The 24,188-nt window shown below is 61.2% G+C and carries 20 protein-coding genes; 6 read left to right on the forward strand and 14 right to left on the reverse strand.

Going from position 1 to position 24,188, the window contains the following annotated elements; all coding sequences use genetic code 11:
* Nucleotides 1–82: 82 nt before the first annotated feature.
* Nucleotides 83–970, reverse strand: a complete 888-nt coding sequence (locus AACY19_RS05365; protein ID WP_339448661.1) for a DMT family transporter — start codon at nucleotides 968–970, stop codon at nucleotides 83–85.
* A 96-nt stretch (nucleotides 971–1,066) separates the two neighbouring features.
* On the opposite strand from AACY19_RS05365, the gene AACY19_RS05370 reads away from it, so the two are divergent.
* The 3 genes from AACY19_RS05370 to AACY19_RS05380 all read left to right on the forward strand — a co-directional run bounded on the left by AACY19_RS05370 (nucleotide 1,067) and on the right by AACY19_RS05380 (nucleotide 3,581).
* Complete coding sequence (locus tag AACY19_RS05370) at nucleotides 1,067–1,861, forward strand: AraC family transcriptional regulator (RefSeq protein WP_339448663.1); 795 nt, start codon at nucleotides 1,067–1,069, stop codon at nucleotides 1,859–1,861.
* A 63-nt stretch (nucleotides 1,862–1,924) separates the two neighbouring features.
* On the forward strand, nucleotides 1,925–2,230 hold the full coding sequence (locus tag AACY19_RS05375; protein WP_339448665.1) for a PsiF family protein: 306 nt from the start codon (nucleotides 1,925–1,927) through the stop codon (nucleotides 2,228–2,230).
* 337 nt (nucleotides 2,231–2,567) lie between these two features.
* The gene (locus AACY19_RS05380) at nucleotides 2,568–3,581 is read left to right on the forward strand and encodes an AI-2E family transporter (RefSeq protein ID WP_339448667.1); all 1,014 of its coding nucleotides are present in this window, start codon (nucleotides 2,568–2,570) and stop codon (nucleotides 3,579–3,581) included.
* 137 nt (nucleotides 3,582–3,718) lie between these two features.
* Here the strand turns inward: AACY19_RS05380 and AACY19_RS05385 are convergent, their stop codons facing one another.
* Nucleotides 3,719–4,993 carry an Hsp70 family protein gene (locus AACY19_RS05385; RefSeq protein ID WP_339448669.1) on the reverse strand — a complete coding sequence of 425 codons (1,275 nt, stop codon included), beginning with the start codon at nucleotides 4,991–4,993 and terminating at the stop codon, nucleotides 3,719–3,721.
* A 292-nt stretch (nucleotides 4,994–5,285) separates the two neighbouring features.
* Between AACY19_RS05385 and AACY19_RS05390 the strand changes: the two genes are divergently transcribed.
* From AACY19_RS05390 to AACY19_RS05400, 3 genes are all read left to right on the forward strand, one after another.
* The gene (locus AACY19_RS05390) at nucleotides 5,286–6,236 is read left to right on the forward strand and encodes a DnaJ C-terminal domain-containing protein (protein WP_339448671.1); all 951 of its coding nucleotides are present in this window, start codon (nucleotides 5,286–5,288) and stop codon (nucleotides 6,234–6,236) included.
* Nucleotides 6,237–6,259: 23 nt separating this feature from the next.
* Complete coding sequence (locus AACY19_RS05395; protein ID WP_339448673.1) at nucleotides 6,260–6,565, forward strand: chaperone modulator CbpM; 306 nt, start codon at nucleotides 6,260–6,262, stop codon at nucleotides 6,563–6,565.
* Nucleotides 6,566–6,765: 200 nt separating this feature from the next.
* A complete protein-coding gene (locus AACY19_RS05400) occupies nucleotides 6,766–12,033 on the forward strand; it encodes an NEL-type E3 ubiquitin ligase domain-containing protein (protein ID WP_339448675.1) in 5,268 nt (1,755 codons plus the stop codon).
* A gap of 54 nt (nucleotides 12,034–12,087) precedes the next feature.
* On the opposite strand, the gene ureC is transcribed toward AACY19_RS05400, so the two are convergent.
* The 12 genes from ureC to AACY19_RS05460 form a co-directional block, all read right to left on the reverse strand.
* Nucleotides 12,088–13,788 carry an urease subunit alpha gene (gene ureC / locus AACY19_RS05405; RefSeq protein WP_339448677.1) on the reverse strand — a complete coding sequence of 567 codons (1,701 nt, stop codon included), beginning with the start codon at nucleotides 13,786–13,788 and terminating at the stop codon, nucleotides 12,088–12,090.
* A gap of 123 nt (nucleotides 13,789–13,911) precedes the next feature.
* On the reverse strand, nucleotides 13,912–14,217 hold the full coding sequence (locus AACY19_RS05410) for an urease subunit beta (protein ID WP_339448679.1): 306 nt from the start codon (nucleotides 14,215–14,217) through the stop codon (nucleotides 13,912–13,914).
* Nucleotides 14,214–14,750 (reverse strand): GNAT family N-acetyltransferase, encoded by a 537-nt coding sequence (locus AACY19_RS05415; protein ID WP_339448681.1) that lies wholly within the window; start codon nucleotides 14,748–14,750, stop codon nucleotides 14,214–14,216. Before AACY19_RS05415 ends, AACY19_RS05410 begins: the two co-directional genes overlap by 4 nt.
* Before the next feature lie 4 nt (nucleotides 14,751–14,754).
* Nucleotides 14,755–15,288, reverse strand: a complete 534-nt coding sequence (locus tag AACY19_RS05420; protein ID WP_339448683.1) for a GNAT family N-acetyltransferase — start codon at nucleotides 15,286–15,288, stop codon at nucleotides 14,755–14,757.
* A 9-nt stretch (nucleotides 15,289–15,297) separates the two neighbouring features.
* Nucleotides 15,298–15,600 carry an urease subunit gamma gene (gene ureA / locus AACY19_RS05425; RefSeq protein WP_007915951.1) on the reverse strand — a complete coding sequence of 101 codons (303 nt, stop codon included), beginning with the start codon at nucleotides 15,598–15,600 and terminating at the stop codon, nucleotides 15,298–15,300.
* Between the two features lie 224 nt (nucleotides 15,601–15,824).
* Nucleotides 15,825–16,664 carry an urease accessory protein UreD gene (locus tag AACY19_RS05430; protein ID WP_339448686.1) on the reverse strand — a complete coding sequence of 280 codons (840 nt, stop codon included), beginning with the start codon at nucleotides 16,662–16,664 and terminating at the stop codon, nucleotides 15,825–15,827.
* A 43-nt stretch (nucleotides 16,665–16,707) separates the two neighbouring features.
* On the reverse strand, nucleotides 16,708–17,406 hold the full coding sequence (gene urtE, locus AACY19_RS05435; protein WP_339448688.1) for an urea ABC transporter ATP-binding subunit UrtE: 699 nt from the start codon (nucleotides 17,404–17,406) through the stop codon (nucleotides 16,708–16,710).
* A gap of 109 nt (nucleotides 17,407–17,515) precedes the next feature.
* Nucleotides 17,516–18,385 carry an urea ABC transporter ATP-binding protein UrtD gene (gene urtD, locus AACY19_RS05440; protein ID WP_339448690.1) on the reverse strand — a complete coding sequence of 290 codons (870 nt, stop codon included), beginning with the start codon at nucleotides 18,383–18,385 and terminating at the stop codon, nucleotides 17,516–17,518.
* The gene (gene urtC / locus AACY19_RS05445) at nucleotides 18,382–19,461 is read right to left on the reverse strand and encodes an urea ABC transporter permease subunit UrtC (protein ID WP_339448692.1); all 1,080 of its coding nucleotides are present in this window, start codon (nucleotides 19,459–19,461) and stop codon (nucleotides 18,382–18,384) included. Before urtC ends, urtD begins: the two co-directional genes overlap by 4 nt.
* Complete coding sequence (gene urtB / locus AACY19_RS05450; protein ID WP_339448694.1) at nucleotides 19,461–20,963, reverse strand: urea ABC transporter permease subunit UrtB; 1,503 nt, start codon at nucleotides 20,961–20,963, stop codon at nucleotides 19,461–19,463. The genes urtC and urtB overlap by 1 nt, the downstream gene beginning before the upstream one ends.
* A gap of 231 nt (nucleotides 20,964–21,194) precedes the next feature.
* Nucleotides 21,195–22,460: an urea ABC transporter substrate-binding protein gene (urtA, locus tag AACY19_RS05455; protein ID WP_339448696.1), complete on the reverse strand. Its 1,266-nt coding sequence runs from the start codon at nucleotides 22,458–22,460 to the stop codon at nucleotides 21,195–21,197.
* 331 nt (nucleotides 22,461–22,791) lie between these two features.
* Nucleotides 22,792–24,168: a PepSY-associated TM helix domain-containing protein gene (locus AACY19_RS05460; protein ID WP_339448698.1), complete on the reverse strand. Its 1,377-nt coding sequence runs from the start codon at nucleotides 24,166–24,168 to the stop codon at nucleotides 22,792–22,794.
* Nucleotides 24,169–24,188 lie beyond the last annotated feature (20 nt).

The raw sequence follows: 24,188 nt of genomic DNA on the forward strand, positions 1-24,188 counted from the left end.
AGCTCGCTCCCACATTGGATCGCATTTCAACTGAAGGAATGCGCTCACCTGTGGGAGCGAGCCTGCTCGCGAAGAGGCCGGATCAGGCGACGCTTAATTTGCGGCCCAGCACGGTGGTCCAACGCTCGGACAGAATCACCCCACCCAACGTCAACAAGCCGCCCACAAGGTGGTACATCGCCAACTGCTCCTTCAACACCACCGCCGCAATCAGCGCGGTTATCAGCGGCAGCAGGTTGAAAAACAGCGTCGTCCGACTAGGCCCCAGCCGCTGCACGGCCTGCATCCACGCCAGCGGCGCCAGCATTGAAGCCAGCAGGCACGCATACAGCACCAGCGGAATGTTCTGCACGGTCAGACCGGTTTTCGGCGAGGCGGCATACAGAGGAAACAACACGACAATCGCCACCAGCACCTGCAAGTACAACAACACCAATGGCGGCAAGCGCAACTGCCATTTTTTCAGCAGGGTGCTGTAGATCGCGTAAGCCAGGGTGGCGATCAGCATCATCGCATCCCCCATGTTCACGCCGTGCTGCAGCAGCGCGCCGAGGCTGCCGGATGACACCACCACCAGCACGCCGGCGAACGACAGCACTGCGCCGACCAGTGCGCCCGCCGTCAGGCGCTGACCAAGGCTGATGATCGCCATGGCCAGCGACATCAACGGCATCAGTGACAGAATGATGCCCATGTTGGTCGCGGTGGTCAGGGTCGCGGCGAAGTAGGCGAGGCTTTGGTACACCGCCATGCCGAGCACGCCAAGCACTAAAATCCTGCCCAGGTTCGGGCGAATCTGCGGCCAGTGCGCAATCACCGCTTTGAGCATGAACGGGGTGAACAGCAAACCTGCCAGCAGCCAGCGGTAGAAACCGATCTCGGCGGGGAAAATCGCCCCGACCGCGAGTTTGTTGATCACGGTGTTGCCGGCCCAGATAAAAATCGCCAGCAGCGGAAACGCGTATTGCATGAGTTGAAACCAGTACGTTGATGAAACGCAATTATCCCTTGTCTGGATGCAGGCCTATACTTCGAACCGGACAACCTGCCACTGAAACCGGACAGCATGAACAGTAAACACATCGACCTGCTGGAATTCAGCGAGCTGCCATCGGCGGTGTACTTCCGCTACGCCGATTTCAGCGCCCACGAATTCGCCGCGCCGCATCGGCATCCGTGGGGCACGCTGGAGTACGCGGCCCATGGCGTGCTGCACATGGACGTCGACGGCAGCCGCTTCATGTCCCCGCCGCAATACGCGGTGTGGGTGCCGCCGCAGGTCGAGCACAGTTTCTACAGTCATCAACCGGTCAACTATCGGGCGGTGTGCCTTGATCCCAAGGTCTGCGTCGACCTGCCAGCGCGGGCCTGCACGCTGGCGATCAGCGATATCCTCAAGGCGATCCTCAAGGATTTTGCCGCCCGTGACGTCAAGATCCCCGAACGGGATGCTGACCAGCGTCTGGCCCAAGTGCTGGTCGACCAACTGCAACAGGCCCCCGTGCACGAGTGTTATCTGCCTTATGCGAGCAGCCCCGGTTTGCTGGCAATTCTCGAAGCGCTGCAGGCCGAGCCGGGCAGTAACCAGCCGTTGGCACACTGGGCCCTGCAGGTGCATGTCAGTGAGCGCACCCTGGCCCGGCAATTCGTGCGTGAACTGGGGATGAGTTTCGGCGAGTGGCGTCAGCGTCTGCGTTACCTCGCCGCCATCGAGGCGCTGGAAACCTCGCGCAGCGTGCAGGAAATTGCTTTCGATCTGGGTTACAGCAGCGGCTCGGCGTTTATCGCCATGTTCGCCCGCCAGGCCGGTTGCACGCCGGAGCAATACCGGCGCAGCCACCTGGATGGCAGGAAGGTGTAACAAGATTTGGCTACACTCCAGCAGAGGCCGCTCCCATCGGTGCGGCGACAAGGAGAAAACTCCATGAAGATGTTGCGTGTGCCTTTGTTGATGATTGGTTTGCTCCTGTGTTCCCAGGGTTTCGCCGCCACGGCGCAACAAAACAAGATGACCACCTGCAATGCCGATGCGACCGCCAAGAGTCTGAAAGGCGATGAGCGCAAAACCTTCATGAGTACCTGCCTCAAGGCAGCGCCAGCGGCCAACGATGGCAAGACCCTGACCCCGCAGCAGCAGAAAATGACCACGTGCAATGCCGACGCGAAAACCCAAGCCCTGACCGGCGATGCGCGCAAGGCGTTCATGAGTGATTGCCTGAAGAAAAAGTAACCTGGTTCTGTGGGGGTGTCGGGGTCGAGGCGTTCGCTTGAGATTTGCCCTCACCCTCACCCTAACCCTCTCCCAGAGGCAGAGGGGACTGACCGCGCTGTTTTCAGATATCCATCGACCTGAACTATCTGGCCGATTCTGGATTCAATGCAGCACTGGCATGTCGCCGGATTATTTCGCCACTCCTTGATCGGTTCCTTCTCCCTCCGGGAGAGGGCTAGGGTGAGGACTGGATCTCAAACCGTGCAGCAAAACCCGAAACACCGCATATACCTAGTGCTCCCCCCGGAACGCTGGCAGACTGCCCATCCTTTTACGCCGTTCGTTTTGAGGCTGTATGCCAACGTTTTCTGAGCGTCATGTAGTGTTCTGGGTCAGTTGCATCATCATTTTCGGCGGATTGCTGCTGGTGCTGCCGCTGCGCTTGTTGCCCAGTCTGTTGGCCGGACTGTTGGTCTATGAACTGGTCAACATGCTCACCCCGCAACTGCAACGGCTGATCGAAGGCCGTCGCGCCCGCTGGCTGGCGGTGGCGTTGCTGGGCACGCTGGTGGTGAGTGTGCTGGCGCTGATCTTTGCCGGTGCGATCAGTTTCCTGCTGCATGAAGCTGAAAATCCCGGGGCCTCCCTCGACAAATTCATGGGCGTGGTTGATCGCGCGCGCGGGCAATTGCCGCCGTTCATCGATGCTTATTTACCAGCCAGTGCTGCCGAGTTTCGCATCGCGATTGGCGAGTGGATGAGCAAACACCTCTCCGATCTGCAACTGGTCGGCAAGGACGCGGCGCACATGTTCGTCACGCTGCTGATCGGCATGGTGCTCGGCGCGATCATCGCTTTGCAGCGCATCCCCGACGTTACCAAACGCAAACCATTGGCGGCGGCCTTGTTCGACCGTTTGCACCTGCTGGTGCAGGCGTTTCGCAACATCGTCTTCGCACAGATCAAGATCTCCTTGCTCAACACCTTCTTCACCGGGATCTTCCTCGCGGTGATCTTGCCGTTGTTCGGGGTCAAGCTGCCGTTGACCAAAACCCTGATCGTGCTGACCTTCCTGCTCGGCCTGTTGCCGGTGATCGGCAACCTGATGTCGAACACGCTGATTACTATCGTCGGCCTGTCGTTGTCGATCTGGGTGGCGATTGCGGCGCTGGGTTACCTGATCTTTATCCACAAGCTCGAATACTTCCTCAACGCGCGGATTGTCGGCGGGCAGATCAGTGCCAAGTCGTGGGAGTTGCTGCTGGCGATGCTGGTGTTCGAAGCTGCGTTCGGTTTACCGGGGGTGGTGGCGGGGCCGATTTATTACGCGTACCTGAAGAGTGAGTTGAAGCTGGGCGGGATGGTTTGATCCGGTAGAACTGTGTTGCCTGAACTGACGCCTTCGCGAGCAAGCCCGCTCCCACATGTGACTGCATTTCAACTGAAGGAATGCGGTCAGAATGTGGGAGCGGGCTTGCTCGCGAAGGCCGTGCCGACGATTTCAGGTCAGTTCATGGCGCCGTAGCGCTTCATCGCTTCAATCGCCAAACCGCTACCAATGCTGCCAAAAATGTTCCCTTCGACATGCCGTGCATTCGGCAGCATCGCCGAGACGCTGTTGCGCAGCGCCGGAATGCCGCTCGAACCGCCGGTGAAGAACACCGTATCGACCTGTTCAACCGCGACACCCGCATCGCTCAACAGTTGGGTGACACTGCCGCGCACGCGCTCCAGCAACGCATCGATGGCCGATTCAAACAGCGCACGGGTCAGCTCAACACTCAAACCCGCCTCGATCCGGTCCAGCGGCACATGGCGGCTGTCGGTGTGGGTCAGCTGGATCTTGGTTTCTTCGACTTCCATCGCCAGCCAGTGTCCGGCGCGCTGTTCGATCAACTTGAACAGACGGTCGATGCCGCCAGTGTCTTCGATGTCGTAGCGCATGCTGCCCAGCGCCAGGCTGGATTTCTGCGAGTACACCGAGTTGATGGTGTGCCAGGTCGCCAGGTTCATGTGGTGGCTGGTCGGCATGTAGGCGCCGCTCTTCATGCGGCTGCCGTAGCCGAACAACGGCATCAGGCCTTGCAGGCTCAACTGTTTGTCGAAGTCGGTCCCGCCGATGTGCACACCGCCGGTGGCGAGGATGTCGTCGTGACGGTTATCCAGACCACGGCGCTCGGGCGACAGGCGCACCAGCGAGAAGTCGGACGTACCACCGCCGATGTCGACGATCAGCACCAGCTCTTCTTTCTCGATGGTCGACTCGTAGTCGAAGGCTGCCGCAATCGGTTCGTACTGGAAGGATACGTCCTTGAAGCCGATCTTCTTCGCCACGTCGACCAGGGTGTCTTCGGCTTCCTGGTCCGCCAGCGGATCGTCATCGACGAAGAACACCGGACGCCCGAGCACCACTTGTTCGAATTCCCGACCGGCGGTGGTTTCGGCGCGGCTCTTGAGCTGACCGATGAACAGGCCGAGCAAATCCTTGAACGGCATTGCCGTGCCGAGCACGCTGGTGTCGTGCTTGATCAGCTTGGAACCGAGCAGGCTTTTCAACGAGCGCATCAGCCGGCCTTCGTAGCCCTCCAGGTACTCATGCAGCGCCAGACGGCCGTACACCGGACGGCGTTCCTCGAGGTTGAAGAAGACCACCGACGGCAGGGTGATCTTGTCGTCTTCCAGCGCGATCATCGTTTCCATGCCGGGGCGCAGCCAGCCGACGGTGGAGTTGGACGTGCCGAAGTCGATGCCGCAGGCACGGGCTGGAGAGGCGTCTTTCATGTCTTTCGGTTCCGGTCAAAAAAACGGCCGCGCAGTGTATGTCAGTGCGCGGCAGATTCGTAGGCCGGTCATCAGCTATTTCGCGACTAGACTGGGTTGAAAGTCGCAGCTTTGCCCCAAACTTGCTGGCATGGGCCGGCAGACATGCCGGCGGTCGCAAGAACCGCCGCCCACTGCCGATAAACTTCTGTAGCGCCACCCGGTCACAACCTTGAGATCGGTCAACCTGGCACGCGCGAATCGGCGCATGCTGGCATCGGCGCGAAATCGATAACGGACGGTGACTCCTTCGATGGACTTCAAAGACTATTACAAGATACTCGGCGTGGAGCCGACAGCAGACGACAAGGCGATCAAGGCTGCCTATCGCAAGCTAGCGCGCAAATACCACCCCGATGTCAGCAAGGAAAAAGACGCCGAGGCCAGGTTCAAGGACGCCTCGGAAGCCTATGAAGCGCTGAAAAGTGCCGACAAACGCGCGGAATATGACGAACTGCGCCGTTACGGTCAGCACGGTCAGCCGTTCCAGGGACCACCGGGCTGGCAGAGCCGTGGCGGTTTTGGCGGCGGCGGTGGTGACACCGGTGACTTCTCGGACTTCTTCAGTTCGATCTTCGGCAATCGCGGCCCCGGTTTTGGTGGTGGCGAAGGTCGGCAACAACGCAGTGCTGGGCGCCGAGGGCAAGACGTGGAAATGGAACTGCCGATCTTCCTCGAGGAGACGCTTTCGAACGAGTCGAAGAAAGTCACCTTCCAGGTGCCGCAATACAACGCCAACGGCCAGCACGTCAGCAACACCAGCAAGAGCCTGAACGTGAAGATCCCGGCGGGCATCACCGACGGCGAGCGTATCCGCCTCAAGGGCCAGGGTGCACCGGGTATCGGTGGCGGGGCGAATGGCGATCTGTACCTGACCATTCGTTTTGCGCCGCACCCGAAATTCGATGTCGAAGGTGAAAACCTGATCATCACCCTGCCGCTGGCGCCGTGGGAACTGGCGCTTGGCGCCGAGGTGGTCGTGCCGACCCTGACCGGCAAGATCAATCTCAAGGTCCCGGCCGGCAGCCAGAACGGCCAGCGCATGCGCGCCAAGGGCCATGGCCTGAGGAACAAGGCCGGCGAGCGTGGTTACCTGTTCGTCCAGCTCAAGGCCGTGATGCCGAAAGCTGCGGACGACGAGGTCAAGGCGCTGTGGCAGGAACTGGCGAAAAAAGCCGCTTTCAACCCGCGAGAGAACTTCTAAATTCGACGACGGAGTAGCCCATCATGAGCAGCCCCCTGATCGTTCAACTGGACATGGCAGAATTCTGTGAGGCGGCCGATTTGTCGGACGTCTACGTGATCGAAATCGTCGAGCACGGCATCCTCGAACCTCAGGGCTCGCAGCCCCGGGATTGGCGTTTCACCGATTACGAACTGGTTCTGGCCAAACGCGCTGCCAAGCTGCGGCGCGATCTGGAACTTGAGTGGGAAGGGGTCGCCCTGGCCCTGGACCTGCTTGAAGAGGTGCGCGAATTGCGCGCCGAGAATCGCATGTTGCGCCAGCGCCTGGGGCGCTTGGTGGGCGAATGACACCTGTGTGTGAGCTGCCGCAGCGTGCCGCACGTACACAAAACGCTCCGGCACAGGCGGTATATATCTATTTTCAACTCTCTGATTTTCGAACCATCGAAGGCCTTTTGGTGCGCGCGGCCAGCAGCAATTTCGGCTTTTCTCCTGCGCCAGGGTGAATAGGCTGGTAGTTCCTTACCGGTCACCAGAGTGATGAAAAAATGACTGATTTGCATGGACGCAAATTGCCCCCGGCGGGCGCTGCCGATACTGGCGTGCACTACCGTCGCGTACACGATGCCATACCCGCCGCAATCAAGAACGCACCATTATCAAGACTGCAAGCGCTGCCGGTGTCCGGAGCACCCGCACCCGCCTGGTACAGCGCCGCACGGGCGATTGACCGGCAATTGCTCACGCAGGTGATCGACGAGCGCTGGCGTCTGCAAGGAATGCTGGAGCAGACCCAAGGCGAATGGCAGCACGACATCGAAGCCTTCGCTGAACCCCTGCTCAAGACCATGATGGATAGCCATTTCGGCCCCCTCGCGAACCTTGATCAGCTCACCGTGCAGCTTGAAATACCCAGTCCCCTGAGCGTCGGCATCGATACCGGCGCCAGTCGGGTTCGACAATCCTCGTTGTTGCACGCGGCGCTGCATAACTTCGAAGCGGCCGAGACCGTCGACGGCGCGTTTCGCAGCAGCTCGGGCATCTATCGCCGTGACGAGCGCGGCGCTCTCAGCCTGGAGCCGGCCATTGCGCTATCACCATTTGCGACGCTGTGCCGGGAGCTGGACATCGGTGGGCAGTATCAGAAACACCTCAAATCGATCCTGCTGCCCGAAAGCGCCAAGGCACAGAAAACCTTGCGCCAGGCAGCAGTGGCCAGCGAGCAGGCGGCGTTCCATCTGGCGGCGCTGATTGCGCGACTGAAGGGTGACATCAGCGACCATGCATATGGCGCGTTGAAGGGCGTGCGCGAGAGCAAGGTCGGCGTGACGCTGTATGACCAGCCGTTGCTCGCCCATCACCTGTCACTGATGGGCGTTCGCCTATCGGGCATCGTGCTGTTCAGCGCGGTGGTCGAACCGGCGCAGATCAAAGCCGAGATCGGTGGATTGACCCCGGCGCTGCTGCGCTTCTGGATTGACTGGTCGCAACGCATTCCATTGCTGCGCGGGCAGGAATATGACCAGTACAAGCTGTTGCAGGCATTTTTTGCCAACGGTGCTCAAGGTCTGAGCGATGAACTATTGCGCCGGCAGGATATTTATCAGCAAAGTCGCTTGGCCGGGCCGTTGATCGCCTATGTGCCGGAGGACCCCGAGCATCCCTTGAAAGAGTACCCGTCGCTGACCGCGTTCATGCAAGCGCTGCTGGGGCAGTTGAGAACGGCAGACTATCAGGCCTTTTTCAGCCGCTTCGTTGCGCAGAAGGACAAAGGTGTGTTCTTCACGCGGGTCAACGAGCGCCTCACCACGGTCACCTGGCGCGAGCGCGAACCCCTCGATATGGGCCCGTGGTGGCGTGAGACCGCAGCGGAAAACGCCGCAGCAGAACCCATCACCGTTGCCATTACCGGCGACCTGTGGCGGGCGCTGTTTCGCGAGCGCCGCGACAAGGCCATTGCCGATGCCCGACTGATCGCCGTGCCCACCGACGACGAAGATGCCAACGCGCGCTTCAAGCGCCTGACCGGGTATGTGTCCATCGGCTGGAACCTGTTCAATTTTGCCACGATGTGGGTGCCCGGCCTCGGCGAGGCGATGCTCGGCATCATGGTGGCGCAAATGCTCGCCGAGGTGGCGGAGGGGGTTGAAGACTGGAGCAAGGGTGACAAGGACGAGGCCTCGGCGTACTTCAACGGGGTCTTGATCAACTTCGCGCAGTTGGCGCTGATGGGCGCCGGACATGGGCTCCCCGGTGGCAGTATCGCGCCGCTCAAGGTTTCGCCGTTTGTCGAACGTCTGAAACCGGTGGACGTCGCGGGGAAGGTGCGTTTGTGGAACCCCGATCTTCGCCCCTATGAGCATGCAGTGACGTTGCCCCAGGAGGCGAAGGCCAACGCGCAGGGACTTTATCCTCACCAGGGGCGCGATCTGCTGCGCCTTGACGACAAATGCTTTGCGGTTCAGCAAGACCCGTTGACGGGCGAGCACCGTATGCTGCATCCCTCCCGCCCCGATGCCTTTCAGCCGCTGCTGGAGCACAACGGAGCGGGCAGCTGGAAAACTGAACTCGACCGACCGCTTGAATGGGATAAACGCTTGCTGCTCAGGCGTCTTGGCGCTCGCGTGGACGGGCTCTCCGATGCAACCCTCGCACAGATTCTGACCGCCAGCGGTGTTGACGAGACGCTGCTGCGCAGGCTCCACGTTGAGCACGACCTGCCCCCCGCGCTGCTGACCGATACCCTCGAACGCTTCAAGGCCGATGCCGATGCCAGCGTCTGTGCTGAACGGATTCAGGCCAGTCGCATAGACGCTGAATGGGCCGATTACGCGGTGCGCGTCATGACGCAAATGCGTGGCTGGCCGGCTGACCGGGCCATCGAGGTGTTTGAAGGGCCAGGCCTGACTGGCAAATCCATCAAGGAGGGCTACAGCGATGCAGCGCCCGACAGCACATTGCAGTTGACCTGGCCCGATCTGCTGGCCGGGAAGTTGCCCGAGCGGGTGCTCGGCTTCCTTGACGAACACGCTCAGCGAGAGCTGCTGGGCGACTGGTTTTCCGGTGATGTACCCAAGCGTACCGAAGCGCTGCGCGATCAATGGGCGGAGCAGTTCCTGGTGCGCAAAAGCCAGTTGTTCGAGCTGTTGTATCAGCGTCGGACGCGCTCGGACAAACCGTTGGTCAGCCTGCTCAAGAACGATTTTGCCCAGATATCGACTCACCAGGCAGAGGCACTACTCAAAGAGGCGCAGCCCTCGGACCTGCGTCACCTGCGCGAGAAAAAACGCGTGCCCTTGCGCCTTGCCGCCCGCGCCGCAGAGGCCGCCGAGCAACTGCGGCTGACGCGTGCCTATGAAGGCCTGTACCTCGACGCCGTGTACAGCGCCGACACCGCACGTCTGCAAGTGCACTCGCTGGCAGCCTTGCCGGGCTGGCCGGGCGATCTGCGCCTGGAAATTCGCGACTACTCATTCGATGGCGCCTTGGCCGACAGCCTTGGCCCCGCCGACGCGGCGATCCGCAAAGTGCTGGTTCGCGATGAAACGGGCCAGTACGAAGCGCGGGACGCCAGTGATCGCCATCTGCATGGACAATCCGATCTGTACGCGTCGGTACTGCACGCCTTGCCGGACGCGCAACGGGTTGCCCTGGGTTTCGATATCAATGACGCGCAGCGGTTGGCGCAGGCGATAAGGGCGCGGCCACTGGAGCGTTCTCTGTTGGCGCCAATCCTGCGCGACAATCCGAATTACAAACCGGCGTTCGACCCGGTCACCATGCGCCTGCGGGGTGGCATGCAAGGTTATGCACAGCAGGCACCGCACAGCGCCGGCTTGCAGCGCAGGGTGCAAGCACTGTATCCGGCGTTTACCGCGCAGGAGGGCGAGACTCTGCTCGCGCAATTGACGGCTGACGGCAGCACCGCGCACGACGGGCTGGCCGCTCTGGAGGCCGAATACATGCAGATGGATCGCACCCTGAAAAGCTGGGTCAAATCGCCGATGCAAGGCGGTCGTCTTACCTCGCAGGGTGAGTCGGAGTGGCTCGCCCGCACTCAGTTGTGCAAAGTCATTCGCCAATGCTGGCAACGCACGGGGCCTGAAGAATTACCCCTGGCCAATGTGATGCGCCCGCAGGCGTTGAAGCTTGAAGACATTGCGCAGATGGGCAGGCTGCTGGAAACCTTCCCGAAGCTTGAGGCGAACTTCGATCACGTCACCAGCCTGAGCATGCGCGGGCTCGGCCTGCAGGCTAAACACATGCACTTTCTCGACAGCTTCAAACAACTGCGATACCTCAGTCTGCAAGACAATCGGCTGGCGACTTTGCCGCAGGTGGTGACGGACATGCGTCATCTCACTCAGCTGTTTCTCAACGACAACCACATCGAGCTGGACGCAGCGGCGGTAGGCGCTCTCAAGCGAATGACGCGTTTGACGTCCCTGGGCTTGCGCGGCAATCCACTCAAACTCATGCCGGACATCAGCCGGATGCCCTACCTGCAAATAGTCTTGCTCGACGGCACGGGGCTCGAAACCTGGCCCACCGGGCTGTTTGCCCAGTCACGCCCGCGCAGTATTTACCTGGACCTGAGTCGCAACCCGCTGCGACGGATTCCGGACGTCGCTCCCGGTTCCTTTCGCGCCGAGTTGCTCGCCCGCAGCGTAGTCAGCCGCCATCCACAATGGATGCCGCCGGACGTTCTGGAAAAGCTCAAGTTCTACGCCGAGTCGCTCGGCATGGACCCGGAGCGGCCGTACCCACCGCGAGGGACCCTCGACAGCGTGGATTGGTCGCAGGGCATGAGCGAGAAACAATGGCAGGAACGGCAGTCGATCTGGAACGCGGTGGAAGACGAGTTCGATTCCGTGCCGTTTTTCAACGAGTTGCGCAAGCTGACGCAATCCGCCGATTTCCGTGCCGGTGGCACCTACCAGACAGAACTGACGGCCAAGGTCTGGCGCATGCTCGACGCCATGAGCCGCAACGATGAGCTGCGCATCAAGTTGTTCAACGAAGCCGCCACGCCGACTGAATGCGTCGATGGTGGCACGCAACTGTTCAATGCCATGGGCGTGCAGGTGCTGATCCACGAAGCCTATGCCCTGGCGCGAGCGGACCTGATCGAGAAAAATTTGCTGGAACTGGCACTGGGCAAATCACGCCTCGACGAACTCGGCGCCATCGCCCGTCAGCGCGTGGCGGCGCGGCTGGCCAACGGTGAGCGTTTTCGGCGCATCGACGCGCTGGGTCAGGTGGTCGGCGAGATCGATGAAGTGGAAGTGCACCTGGCTTACATGACCGATCTTGCCGGGCGTCTGAATCTGCCATGGCAGGCGCGGGGGATGCAGTTTCGCAAGATTGCCGGGGTCAGCCAGGAGATGATCGAAGCGGCGTATCAGCGCATCAAGGCACTGGAAGAAGGTGATCTGCTGACGGAGCGAATCCTCGAACAGCCGCTCTGGCGAACCTGGCTGGAGAGCACATACCGCGACGAACTGGAGGGTTTGAAGAAGCGTATCGTCAGCGCGCTGGATTTGCAGGAAGCGTTGCAGCGCAGGGTCGACAGCACTCGGTTGACGCCGCAGGAGACGGCCGGGGTCGAGGCGCAGATCAAGGCGTTGTGTCGCGAGTTGGGCAAGCCTGAAAGTGATTTCCCGCTCGGCGAGCCGATGACCGATGCGCAATATGATCAGACCCTGAAAGACATTGACCGGCAGATCACCGCGCAGATGAAAACCCTGACCCGCGAGGCGGCTGTGCGCGCCAGACTGGAGAGCTTGCGGGTGGGTGCCCAACCGCCTTCGCGCTGAAGGAAGGCCCCGCACCGTGCGTGTGGGGCCTGTTTTTTTCGTGCTGCCGGCGACTCAGAACAGGAAGTAACGCTGGGCCATCGGTAACGTCTCGGCAGGTTCGCACCACAGCAGAACGCCGTCGGCCTTGACCTGATACGTCTGCGGATCAACGTCGATATTCGGCAGGTAATCGTTGTGGATCAGGTCGGTTTTCTGCACGTCGCGGCAGCCTTTGACCACGGCGATTTTCTTCTTCAACCCGAGGCTTTGCGGCAAGCCTGCGTCCTCTGCCGCCTGACTGATGAAGGTCAGACTGGTGGCGTGCAGCGAACCACCATAGCTGGCGAACATCGGGCGGTAGTGCACCGGTTGCGGCGTCGGGATCGACGCATTGGCATCGCCCATCAGGCTCGCGGCAATCGCACCGCCCTTGAGAATCAGCGTCGGTTTCACGCCAAAGAATGCCGGGCGCCACAGCACCAGATCGGCCCATTTGCCGACCTCAATCGAGCCGACTTCGTGGCTGATGCCATGGGTGATCGCCGGGTTGATCGTGTACTTGGCGATGTAGCGTTTGGCGCGGAAGTTGTCGTTGCCTTCTCCGTCCTGGGGCAGCGGGCCGCGCTGCTTTTTCATTTTGTCGGCGGTTTGCCAGGTGCGGGTGATGACCTCGCCGACACGGCCCATCGCCTGGCTGTCGGAGCTGATCATCGAGAATGCGCCGAGGTCGTGGAGGATGTCTTCGGCGGCAATCGTTTCGCGGCGGATGCGGCTTTCGGCGAACGCGACGTCTTCGGCAATGCTCGGGTCGAGGTGGTGGCAGACCATCAGCATGTCGAGGTGTTCGTCGATGGTGTTGCGCGTGAACGGCCGCGTCGGGTTGGTCGAACTCGGCAGCACGTTAGGGAAACCACAGGCCTTGATGATGTCTGGTGCGTGACCGCCACCGGCGCCTTCGGTGTGATAGGTGTGGATGGTGCGGCCCTTGAACGCGCCGAGGGTGGTTTCGACGAAACCGGACTCGTTGAGGGTGTCGGTGTGGATCGCCACCTGCACGTCGAACTGGTCGGCGACACTCAGGCAGTTATCGATGCTCGCCGGGGTGGTGCCCCAGTCTTCGTGCAGCTTGAGGCCGATGGCGCCGGCCTTGACCTGCTCGATCAACGGTTCCGGCAGGCTGGCGTTGCCTTTGCCGGTGAGGCCGATGTTCATCGGGAAGGCATCAGCGGCCTGGAGCATGCGCGCCAGGTGCCACGGGCCCGAGGTGCAGGTCGTGGCGTTGGTGCCGGTGGCCGGCCCGGTGCCGCCACCGATCATGGTGGTGACGCCGCTCATCAGTGCTTCTTCGATCTGCTGCGGACAGATGAAGTGAATGTGCGTGTCGATGCCGCCGGCGGTGAGGATCATGCCTTCGCCGGCGATCACTTCGGTGCCGGCGCCGATGGCGATGGTCACGTCGGGCTGCACGTCGGGGTTACCGGCCTTGCCGATGGCGGCGATGCGTCCGTCCTTGAGGCCGACGTCGGCTTTGACGATGCCCCAATGGTCAATGATCAGCGCGTTGGTGATCAACGTGTCGACCACTTCGGCGGCCAGCAACTGGCTCTGGCCCTGGCCGTCGCGGATGACTTTGCCGCCACCGAACTTCACTTCTTCGCCGTAGGTGGTGAAGTCTTTTTCGACTTCGATCCACAGTTCGGTGTCGGCCAGGCGCACCTTGTCGCCGACCGTGGGGCCGAACATGTCGGCGTAGGCTTGACGGGAGATCTTCATTTCCTCGTTCCTCGGAATTGAGCTGCAAGCTTCAAGCTGCAAGCCTCAAGTAAAAGCGAATGTGCGGGCGCCACAAAACTGCTTTCTCTTGCAGCTTGAGGCTTGCAGCTTGAAGCTGCTTTTTTAGAGGTCACCCATGATCCGTCCGGCAAACCCGAACACCCGCCGATGCCCGGCGTAATCCACCAGCTCCACCTCCCGGCTCTGCCCCGGCTCGAAGCGCACCGCCGTGCCCGCCGGAATATTCAGGCGCATGCCCCGGCTGGCCGCGCGATCAAACGTCAGCGCGTCATTGGTTTCGAAAAAATGAAAGTGCGAGCCGACCTGAATCGGCCGATCGCCGCTGTTGGCGACTGTCAGGCTGAGGGTGCGACGGCCGGCGTTGAGTTCGATGTCGCCGGGCTGGATCTGGTACTGACCAGGAATCATCTGTGGGCTCCTTGCAGAATCTTGTAATAGAGAGCAGTCGGGCGATACGTGCCGTTGGGGTCACAGGCGTAATCGGGAATTTCGCCGGCACGGCTGTAGCCCAAGGCCTTGTAGAAATCTTCGGCGGGTGAGCCCGCCTCGGTGTCGAGGTAGAGCATGCCGCGTTTGTGCTTGGGCGCTTCGAGTTCCAGCGCACTCATCAATTGTTGCCCGAGACCGCGACGGCGCGCGTGTTCGCGTACCAGCAGTTTCTGCACTTCGGCGCGATTGAGACCGTTGGCCTTTTGGCACAACCCCAACTGCACGCTGGCCAGCACCTGTTCGTCCTTGACCACCACCCAGAGCAGCACGCTGCCCTTGTTCACGTTCTCTTGAACCTCATCGAAATAGGCGCGCGCCTGCGCGGCATCAAGGTCGGCCATGAAGCCGACGCTGGCGCCATAACCCACCGCGTCGAGCAGCAGATCGATCAGGCCCTGGCGATAGTGCGCAAAACTTTCGGCGTTGACGCGGCGCAGTTGGGCGGCGTTCATCGTGTCACTCCTTGTTGGCGTCAGGCGGCTCCGCGCCAGGATTGAGGGTCAGTTGCATGAAGGTCAGGTCAAGCCAGCGACCGAACTTGGTGCCGACCTGCGGCATCTGCCCGGTGATGCTGAAACCGGCGCGTTCGTGCAGTCGAATCGAGGCGGCGTTAGCGCTTTCAATGGCGGCAACCATGATGTGTTTGCCGCAGGACTTCGCTCGTTCGATAAGCGCTGTCATCAGTTGCGGGCCGAGGCCGTTGCCGCGCTGGTCGCTGCGCACATACACCGAGTGCTCGACGGTGTGGCGAAAACCGTCGAACGGCCGCCAGTCGCCGAATGAAGCGTAGCCGAGCACGCTGTTGTCGCCGTCGACGATCACCAGAATGGGATAGGCCTGGGCCTGACGGGCGCTGAACCATGCCTGACGGTTGCCGAGGTCGACAGCCTGTTCATTCCAGATCGCCGTGGTGTTGAGCACGGCATCGTTGTAGATGTCGCGGATTGCCGGCAGATCGGCATGGACGGCATCGCGAATGGAGTAAGTCATGACGCGACCTCAGACGATCGGTTGGTGGACGGTGACCAGTTTGGTGCCATCGGGGAACGTCGCTTCGACCTGAATCTCCGGGATCATTTCCGGGATGCCTTCCATCACTTGTTCGCGGCTGAGCAGGGTGGTGCCGAAGTGCATCAGCTCGGCCACGGTCTGGCCGTCACGGGCGCCTTCGAGCAGCGCGGCGGAGATGTAGGCCATGGCTTCCGGGTAATTGAGTTTCACGCCGCGGGCCAGACGCCGCTCGGCAACGAGGCCGGCGGTGAAGATCAGCAGCTTGTCTTTTTCGCGTGGGGTCAGGTCCATTGTGGGGTTCCATCAGGGCAGATTTTTGAGGTTCTTGCGGGCGCGGGGTGCCCCTTGGAGCAATCCCTCACCCTAGCCCTTTCCCGAGGGAGAGGGGACTGATCTCGGTTGTTTTCAATGGCCGGTTCAGTCAGCAGTATTCGTTCAGGCAGTTAAATTCATTTCAAACGACTCGGTCAGGCTCCCTCTCCTTCCGGGAGAGGGCGGAGGGTGAGGGTCGCTTTTCAGGTGCTCCATATTCTGGGGGATACCGCGTCGCGACCCAGCAAGGCGGGTCTGAGCAAACGCCACAAATCGATGAGCCACGCACGGGCGAGCAATGCTTCGCTGGCCAGACAACGGGCCACCAACAGCCCCGGCAATTGGGTCAGATCCCCACTTACTTCCTGGCCCAGCGAGCGGCAACGCTCCAGCAGCGGAGCGTCGATTTCCCCGGTCACCAACAATGTGGCGAACACCGGGTTGCCATCCAGCCCGATCGGCGAATCAAGCAAACCGTCATCACCGACAATGCGCTGGCGCTCATGCCATAGCAATCGACCATCACGGCGAATATCCAGGTGCGCTTGAAAATGCCCGCGATCAAAACGCTCGCCACTGGCCGGGCGACCCAGTGCCACCACGTCCCAGTAGAACAGCCGTGCATCGCCTTGAAGGTCAATCGAAGTCGTCAGCTCAGCCTGTGCAGCGCTGTAAACGATGGTTTCCTGCGGCAGCCATTCCAGCGTCCCGCCGGCAGCGACTTTCAAGTCGAGTTTTTGATAAGCCGGCCCACCCGCGCGATACCACTTCGCCGCGCCGGGGCTGGTGATCTGCGCCCAGGCGTCTGGTTCGACGCGCGCGCTGATGTCCAGCCGATCACCGCCGGCAATCCCGCCCGGCGGGTGGACGATGATGTGCTGGCAGACCTCCGGGCCTTCGGCGTACAGATGCTTCTGCACGCGCAGCGGGCCGAGGTGCCGGCGCATGACCGGGCGCGTGCAGTCGCCGAAACGGGCGTACGCGAGTTCCAGCTCGGCGTGCCAGCTCGGGGTAAACAGGGCAGGTGAAACAGTCGAATTCATGGTGTGCAATTATCGTTAGGAAGCTACAGATTAGTTCGTTGTACTAGATCGTTACCAGCCCGCGTACACCTTCGGCCTCCATATTTTCACCGCGACCTTGCTGGACGATTTCGCCCCGAGACATCACCAGGTATTGATCGGCCAGTTCCGCGGCGAAATCGTAGAACTGCTCGACCAGCAGAATCGCCATGTCGCCGCGCTCTGCGAGTTTCTTGATCACGGCGCCGATCTCTTTGATCACCGAGGGTTGAATGCCTTCGGTGGGCTCATCGAGGATCAGCAAGCGCGGACGGCTGGCCAAGGCGCGGCCAATTGCCAACTGCTGTTGCTGACCGCCGGAGAGGTCACCGCCGCGACGCTGCTTCATTTGTAGCAGCACCGGGAACAATTCGTAGATGAAACCCGGGACTTCCCTGGCTTCGCTGCCGGGAAAGCGCGACAGACCCATCAACAGATTCTCTTCTACGGTCAGGCGTCCGAAAATCTCGCGGCCCTGCGGCACATAAGCGATCCCGGCGTGAACGCGCTGGTGGGGCTTGAGCGTGGTGATCGTTTTGCCCTCCCAGTTCACCGCGCCTTCCTTGGCCGGCAGCAGGCCCATCAGGCATTTGAGCAGGGTGGTTTTGCCCACGCCGTTACGACCGAGCAGGCAGGTGACTTCGCCGACCTTCACGTCGAAAGACAGGCCACGGAGGATGTGGCTACCGCCGTAGTACTGATGAAGTTGTTGGACCTGTAGCATTGGAACTCCGTTAGTTGGGCTTCAAGCCGCGAGCTGCAAGCAAGAGCAGGGCTGTTTATGACTTTGCTTCTACTTGCTGCTTGAAGCTTGTCGCTTGCAGCTGGCCGATTCATCGGCCCAGGTAAACCTCGATCACGCGCTCGTTTTCCTGCACCTGCTCAAGTGAGCCCTCCGCCAGAACGCTGCCCTGGTGCAACACGGTGACGTGGTCGGCAATCGACCCGACAAAGCCCATGTCATGCTCCACCACCATCAGCGAATGCTTGCCGGCGAGGCTCTTGAACAGTTCAGCGGTGAACTCGGTTTCGGCGTCGGTCATGCCCGCCACCGGCTCATCGAGCAGGAGCAATTGCGGGTCCTGCATCAGCAACATGCCGATCTCGAGAAACTGCTTCTGACCGTGGGACAGCAGGCCGGCCTGACGATTGACCGAGGTGCTCAGGCGAATCGTTTCCAGCACTTCGCTGATGCGGTCCCTCTGCTCACCACTCAGCCGCGCGCGCAAACTGGCCCACACCGACTTGTCGGTTTTCTGCGCCAGTTCAAGGTTTTCAAACACGCTCAGCGCTTCAAACACCGTCGGCTTCTGAAACTTGCGGCCGATGCCGGCCTGGGCGATCTGCACTTCGCTCATCTGCGTCAGGTCCAGCGTTTCGCCGAACCACGCCTTGCCGTGGCTGGGCCGGGTCTTGCCGGTGATCACGTCCATCAGCGTGGTTTTGCCCGCGCCGTTGGGGCCGATGATGCAGCGCAGTTCGCCGACGCCGATGTACAGGTTGAGATTGTTCAGCGCACGAAAGCCGTCGAAGCTGACGCTGATGTCTTCCAGGGTCAGGATCGTGCCGTGGCGGGTATCGAGGCCCGGGCCGACGCGTTGGCCGAGGCCGATGGAATCGCGGCTGGTGCCGGCATCCTTGTTCGGTTCCACAGGAAAAAAGGCCGGTTCCAGCATGAATTCAGCGCTCGCCGTGACTCTCATTGTTCACCTCGTTTCTTCAGCAGACCGATCACGCCTTTGGGCAGGTACAGCGTCACGACGATGAACAGTGCGCCGAGGAAAAACAGCCAGTATTCCGGGAACGCCACGGTGAACCAGCTCTTCATGCCGTTGACCACGCCGGCGCCGAGCAGCGGGCCGATCAACGTGCCGCGTCCGCCGAGGGCCACCCACACGGCCGCTTCAATCGAGTTGGTCGGCGACATTTCGCTCGGGTTGATGATCCCGACTTGCGGCACGTACAACGCACCGGCCAAGCCACACAGCACTGCGCTCAATACCCACACGAACAACTTGAAACCGCGCGGGTCGTAGCCGCAGAACATCAGACGGTTCTCCGCATCGCGCAACGCCGTGAGCACCCGACCGAACTTGCTCTGCGCCAGCCGCCAGCCGATAAACAGACTCGCCACCAGCAACAACACCGTCGCCAGAAACAGCACCGCGCGGGTGCCCGGCTCAGTGATGCCGAAACCCAGAATCGTGCGGAAATTGGTGAAGCCGTTGTTGCCGCCAAACCCGGTCTCGTTGCGGAAAAACAGCAGCATGCCGGCGAAGGTCAGGGCCTGGGTCATGATCGAGAAATACACGCCTTTGATCCGCGAGCGAAAGGCGAAAAAGCCGAACACCAGCGCCAGCAATCCCGGCGCCAGCACCACCAGGCACATCGCCCAGACAAAGCTGCTGGTGCCGGCCCAGTACCACGGCAATTCGCTCCACGACAGGAAAGTCATGAACGCCGGCAGACCATCGCCAGCGGCCTGACGCATCAAGTACATGCCCATCGCATAACCACCGAGGGCAAAGAACAGACCGTGGCCCAGCGAGAGCAAACCGGCGTAACCCCAGACCAGATCCAGCGCCAGGGCGACGATGGCGTAGCAGAGGATCTTGCCGACCAGCGTCAGGGTGTACGCCGAGACGTGCAGCGCACTGTCCGGCGACAGCAGGGAGAGCAGCGGCAGGGCGATCAGCAGGGCAAGGATCACCGCGCCGACCGCCATCGTGACTTTCGGCCCGGCCTTTTGTGTGGCCGTGACTAACAGAGGCTGGTTCATCAGTCGATCACCCGTCCTTTCAGTGCGAAGAGGCCTTGCGGACGTTTCTGAATGAACAGAATGATCAGCGCGAGGATCAGGATCTTGCCGAGCACCGCACCGATCTGCGGTTCGAGAATCTTGTTGGCGATGCCCAGGCCGAATGCCGCGAGCACGCTACCGGCCAACTGGCCGACGCCACCGAGCACCACCACCAGGAACGAGTCGATGATGTAGCTCTGACCGAGGTCCGGTCCGACGTTGCCGATCTGGCTCAGCGCGACACCGCCGAGGCCGGCGATGCCCGAGCCGAGGCCGAAGGCGAGCATGTCGACACGCCCGGTCGGCACGCCGCAGCAAGCGGCCATGTTGCGGTTCTGGGTGACGGCGCGGACGTTGAGGCCAAGGCGGGTTTTGTTCAGCAGCAGCCACGTCAGCACGACGACGAACAGTGCGAACGCAATGATCACGATGCGGTTGTACGGCAGCACCAGATTCGGCAGCACTTGAATGCCGCCCGATAACCACGCCGGGTTGGCCACTTCAACGTTCTGCGCGCCGAACAACAAACGGACAAGCTGAATCAGCATCAGGCTGATGCCCCAAGTGGCGAGCAGGGTTTCCAGCGGTCGACCATAGAGGTGTCGAATCACCGTGCGCTCCAGGGCCATGCCGATTGCGGCAGTGACAAAGAACGCCACGGGCAGCGCAATCAATGGATAAAACTCGATGGCTTGCGGTGCATAACGCTGGAACATCAACTGCACCACATACGTCGAGTAGGCGCCGAGCATGAGCATCTCGCCGTGGGCCATGTTGATCACGCCGAGCAGGCCGAACGTGATCGCTAGACCGAGTGCTGCCAATAGCAGAATCGAGCCGAGGGACATGCCGCTGAAGGCCTGACCGAGGATCTCGCCGATCAGCAGTTTGCGTTTGACCTGAGCCAGGCTGGTTTCAGCGGCGGTGCGCACGTTGGCGTCTGTTTCGACGCCGGGTTCGAGCATGCCCTCGAGGCGGGTACGCGCCAATGGATCGCCGGTTTCACCGAGCAGGCGCACGGCGGCCAGACGCACGGCCGGATCGCTGTCGACCAGTTGCAGATTGGCCAGCGCCAGGCTCAGCGCGGCGTGGACGCTTTCATCTTTTTCGCCAGCGAGTTGCTGGTCGAGGAATTTCAGCTGCGCGGGTTTCGCGCTTTTCTGCAATTGCTGCGCGGCAGCCAGACGGATTCTGGCGTCGGCGGCGAGCAATTGATGGCTGGCCAGAGCGGTGTCGATCAGACCCCGCAGGCGATTGTTCAGGCGCAGGGTTTTGGCTTGGCCATCGATGGTCAGCTCGCCTTGTTGCAGGGCGTTGATCAGCTCGATACGGGCCGGATCGGGCTGCGCAGCCCAGGTTTCCAAAAGTTTGGCCTGTTGCACGGGATTGGCCGCAACGAAGTCTTCGGCATCGCCGGCGTGGGCCAGGAATGGCAGCAACAGTGCGATGGCTACGAGAAAGCGGTGTATGGCAGTGGGCATGTGTGGTGTCCTGTTCAACCGCCCCCCTCACCCTAACCCTCTCCCGGAGGGAGAGGGGACTGACCGAGGTGTCTGGACGATGTGCTGCGACCTGCGGATTCGAGCCGAACTCAGGCTTTGAAAAGCATGAAGATCGGCTCCCTTTCCCCCTCTCCCTGAGGGAGAGGGCTGGGCGGGCGGCGTTCCGATGAGGGGGAAAATCTCAAGCCCGCCTCAATGACTGAATCCGCCTCAGTTGCTCTTCACCGCATAATCCGGCTTCTTGTCATTGCCATCGATGAACGGGCTCCACGGTTGCGCGCGGATCGGTCCTTCGGTCTGCCACACCACGTTGAACTGACCGTCGCTCTGGATCTCGCCGATCATCACCGGTTTGTGCAGGTGATGGTTGGTCTTGTCCATGGTCAAGGTGTAGCCGGACGGCGCGGCAAAGGTCTGGCCGGCGAGGGCTTCGCGGACTTTGTCGACGTCGGTGGATTTGGCTTTCTCCACTGCCTGCGCCCACATGTGGATGCCCACGTAAGTGGCTTCCATCGGGTCGTTGGTCACCGCTTTGTCGGCGCCCGGCAGGTTGTGTTTCTTCGCGTAGGCTTTCCAGTCTGCGACGAATTTCTTGTTCTGCGGGTTCTCGACGGACTCGAAGTAGTTCCACGCCGCGAGGTTGCCCACCAGCGGTTTGGTGTCGATGCCGCGCAATTCTTCTTCGCCCACCGAGAACGCCACGACCGGTACCTCGGTCGCCTTCAGACCCTGGTTGGCGAGTTCTTTGTAGAACGGCACGTTGGAGTCGCCGTTGACGGTCGAGATGACGGCAGTCTTGCCACCGGCGGAGAATTTTTTGATGTTGGCGACGATGGTTTGATAGTCGCTGTGACCGAACGGGGTGTAGACCTCTTCGATGTCCTTGTCGGCCACGCCTTTGGAATGCAGGAACGAGCGCAGAATCTTATTGGTGGTGCGCGGGTAGACGTAGTCAGTGCCGAGCAGGAAGTAGCGCTTGGCGCTGCCGCCTTCTTCGCTCATCAGATATTCAACGGCGGGAATCGCTTGCTGGTTCGGCGCGGCGCCGGTGTAGAAGACGTTCGGCGACATCTCTTCGCCTTCGTATTGCACCGGGTAGAACAGCAGACCGTTGAGCTCTTCGAACACCGGCAACACCGATTTGCGCGACACCGAGGTCCAGCAGCCGAACACCACGGCCACCTTGTCCTGGGTCAGCAACTGCCGACCCTTTTCGGCGAACAGCGGCCAGTTCGACGCCGGGTCCACCACCACCGGTTCGAGCATCTTGCCGTTCACGCCACCCTTGGCGTTGATCTCGTCGATGGTCATCAGCGCCATGTCTTTGAGCGACGTTTCGGAGATCGCCATGGTGCCGGACAACGAATGCAGAATCCCGACCTTGATGGTCTCGGCGGCCTGGACGGTCCAGGTCATGCCCATCGCGGCAATGGATGCCGTGAGTGTGAAAGCCTTGATCAAACTGCGACGCTTCATTGTGCGATCTCCATGAACATTTGAAGTTTTTCTGGTTGGCAGATGCGGACGACTGAAGGGGGTTTTGCAAGGGCTGTGCCTGGTCGGGTTTTGGCAAGAAAATGTCGCGCTAGAGCGGTTTCGCTGTTGATCGCTGCACCATGAAGGAACGCACAGGAGGCGTTGGTGCATGCAGTCGCGCCAGATTGGGGCGCGATTCGCGATCACTGCAAATTCATTGTGGGAGCGGGCTTGCCCGCGAAGAGGCCGTCACAGCCAACATCAGCACTGGATGACGGCGTCCTTTCGCGAGCAAGCCCGCTCCCACTCGTTGATCAGCCTCACGCACGAATCATGAGGTGGAGGCAGACTCGGTCTGCCGGCCGATCCGCGACAGCAGCAGCCGATCCAGCAACCAGACGACCACCAGCGAAGCGCCTACCAACGGGAACACAACCGCCAGTGCCAACATGATCACCACGCCGGTTTTCCATTTCGGCAGGTCATGGCGCAGCGGTGGCACGCCGAACTTGCCCTGCGGCCGACGCTTCCACCAGATCACCACACCGCTGACGGCGCTGAGCAGAATCATCAGGCAGATCAGCAGCACGACGATCTGGTTGAAGGTGCCGAACATCTTGCCCTCGTGGAGCATCACGCCGATCTCGGTAGCGCGGGCAACGGTGCCGTAATGTTCGAAACGCACATCGGCGAGCACCTTGCCGGTGTACTGATCGACATGCAGGGTCGCATCATTGCGCGGGTCATCGGCGAACACCGCGATGGTGAACACCCCGGTGGCGGTGGTCGGCAGGGTGATGCTGTAGCCCGGTTCGACCTTGCGCTCGGTAGCGATGTCCTGCACGTCCTGCAGGCTGATGCCCGGTGCCGCCGGGCCCGCGTTGGCAACGCCGTGATTCATATGTTCGGCGTGGTCGCCGGACATTGGCATCGGCGTGTTTTCCATCGCCCATGGCACGGTCTGGCGCGTGGCGCTGTTGAGGCTGCGCGCTTCGATGTCGGAGGTCGGCACGTTGTTCCACATTGCCGCCGGGAACACGTTCCACACCTGCGCGTATTGTTTGCCCCAGAAACCGGTCCAGGTCATGCCGCTGAGCAACATCACCAGCAGCAAGGTCGCGCCCCAGAACCCGGTTACCGCATGCAGATCACGCCACAACACGCGACCGCGACTGTTCAGCCGAGGCCACAGAATGCCGGCGGCCTGACCGCGCGGCCACCACAGGAACAGGCCGGACACCACCAGCACCACGCCCCAGCCAGCGGCCATTTCGATGAGGCGGTCACCGACGGTGCCGATCATCAACTCGCCGTGGATGGCGCGGGCGATGGCTTGCAGATTCTGCTTGGCGTCCTGCTCGCCGAGGATGTCGCCGTGGTACGGATCGACGAATACGTTGAGCTCCTGGCCTGCGTTTTTCAGCACAAACTGTGCGCTGCGTTCGGCGTTGACCGGCGGCAGGTACTGGGTGATCTGGCCTTGTGGATAAGCGCTTTTCACCCGTTGCAGCAAGTCATCGGCCGGCACCGTGTGATGACCGGCCGGGACGTTGAGCAGGCTGCTGTACATCAGCGAATCGAGCTGCGGTTTGAACAGGTAAATGATGCCGGTCAGGGCCAGCATCACCATGAACGGTGCGACGAAGAGACCGGCGTAAAAATGCCAACGCCAGGCCAGGTTGTAGAAATTCGGTTTGGGCTGTTTCATCACGTGTGCTCCGCTTGGCT

This window comes from Pseudomonas sp. EA_5y_Pfl2_R50 (assembly GCF_963970475.1).
GTDB lineage: Bacteria > Pseudomonadota > Gammaproteobacteria > Pseudomonadales > Pseudomonadaceae > Aquipseudomonas.

Bases quoted from the DNA above. Each gene is read 5' to 3' on its own strand.
- AACY19_RS05415 (WP_339448681.1), bottom strand. From the start codon at position 14,750: ATGAACGCCGCCCAACTGCGCCGCGTCAACGCCGAAAGTTTTGCGCAC.
- AACY19_RS05365 (WP_339448661.1), bottom strand. From the start codon at position 970: ATGCAATACGCGTTTCCGCTGCTGGCGATTTTTATCTGGGCCGGCAAC.
- AACY19_RS05430 (WP_339448686.1), bottom strand. From the start codon at position 16,664: ATGAATTCGACTGTTTCACCTGCCCTGTTTACCCCGAGCTGGCACGCC.
- AACY19_RS05370 (WP_339448663.1), top strand. From the start codon at position 1,067: ATGAACAGTAAACACATCGACCTGCTGGAATTCAGCGAGCTGCCATCG.
- urtC (WP_339448692.1), bottom strand. From the start codon at position 19,461: ATGAACCAGCCTCTGTTAGTCACGGCCACACAAAAGGCCGGGCCGAAA.
- urtB (WP_339448694.1), bottom strand. From the start codon at position 20,963: ATGCCCACTGCCATACACCGCTTTCTCGTAGCCATCGCACTGTTGCTG.
- AACY19_RS05375 (WP_339448665.1), top strand. From the start codon at position 1,925: ATGAAGATGTTGCGTGTGCCTTTGTTGATGATTGGTTTGCTCCTGTGT.
- urtD (WP_339448690.1), bottom strand. From the start codon at position 18,385: ATGAGAGTCACGGCGAGCGCTGAATTCATGCTGGAACCGGCCTTTTTT.
- AACY19_RS05385 (WP_339448669.1), bottom strand. From the start codon at position 4,993: ATGAAAGACGCCTCTCCAGCCCGTGCCTGCGGCATCGACTTCGGCACG.
- AACY19_RS05390 (WP_339448671.1), top strand. From the start codon at position 5,286: ATGGACTTCAAAGACTATTACAAGATACTCGGCGTGGAGCCGACAGCA.
- urtA (WP_339448696.1), bottom strand. From the start codon at position 22,460: ATGAAGCGTCGCAGTTTGATCAAGGCTTTCACACTCACGGCATCCATT.
- AACY19_RS05460 (WP_339448698.1), bottom strand. From the start codon at position 24,168: ATGAAACAGCCCAAACCGAATTTCTACAACCTGGCCTGGCGTTGGCAT.
- AACY19_RS05400 (WP_339448675.1), top strand. From the start codon at position 6,766: ATGACTGATTTGCATGGACGCAAATTGCCCCCGGCGGGCGCTGCCGAT.
- ureC (WP_339448677.1), bottom strand. From the start codon at position 13,788: ATGAAGATCTCCCGTCAAGCCTACGCCGACATGTTCGGCCCCACGGTC.
- urtE (WP_339448688.1), bottom strand. From the start codon at position 17,406: ATGCTACAGGTCCAACAACTTCATCAGTACTACGGCGGTAGCCACATC.
- AACY19_RS05380 (WP_339448667.1), top strand. From the start codon at position 2,568: ATGCCAACGTTTTCTGAGCGTCATGTAGTGTTCTGGGTCAGTTGCATC.
- AACY19_RS05395 (WP_339448673.1), top strand. From the start codon at position 6,260: ATGAGCAGCCCCCTGATCGTTCAACTGGACATGGCAGAATTCTGTGAG.
- AACY19_RS05420 (WP_339448683.1), bottom strand. From the start codon at position 15,288: ATGACTTACTCCATTCGCGATGCCGTCCATGCCGATCTGCCGGCAATC.
- ureA (WP_007915951.1), bottom strand. From the start codon at position 15,600: ATGGACCTGACCCCACGCGAAAAAGACAAGCTGCTGATCTTCACCGCC.
- AACY19_RS05410 (WP_339448679.1), bottom strand. From the start codon at position 14,217: ATGATTCCTGGTCAGTACCAGATCCAGCCCGGCGACATCGAACTCAAC.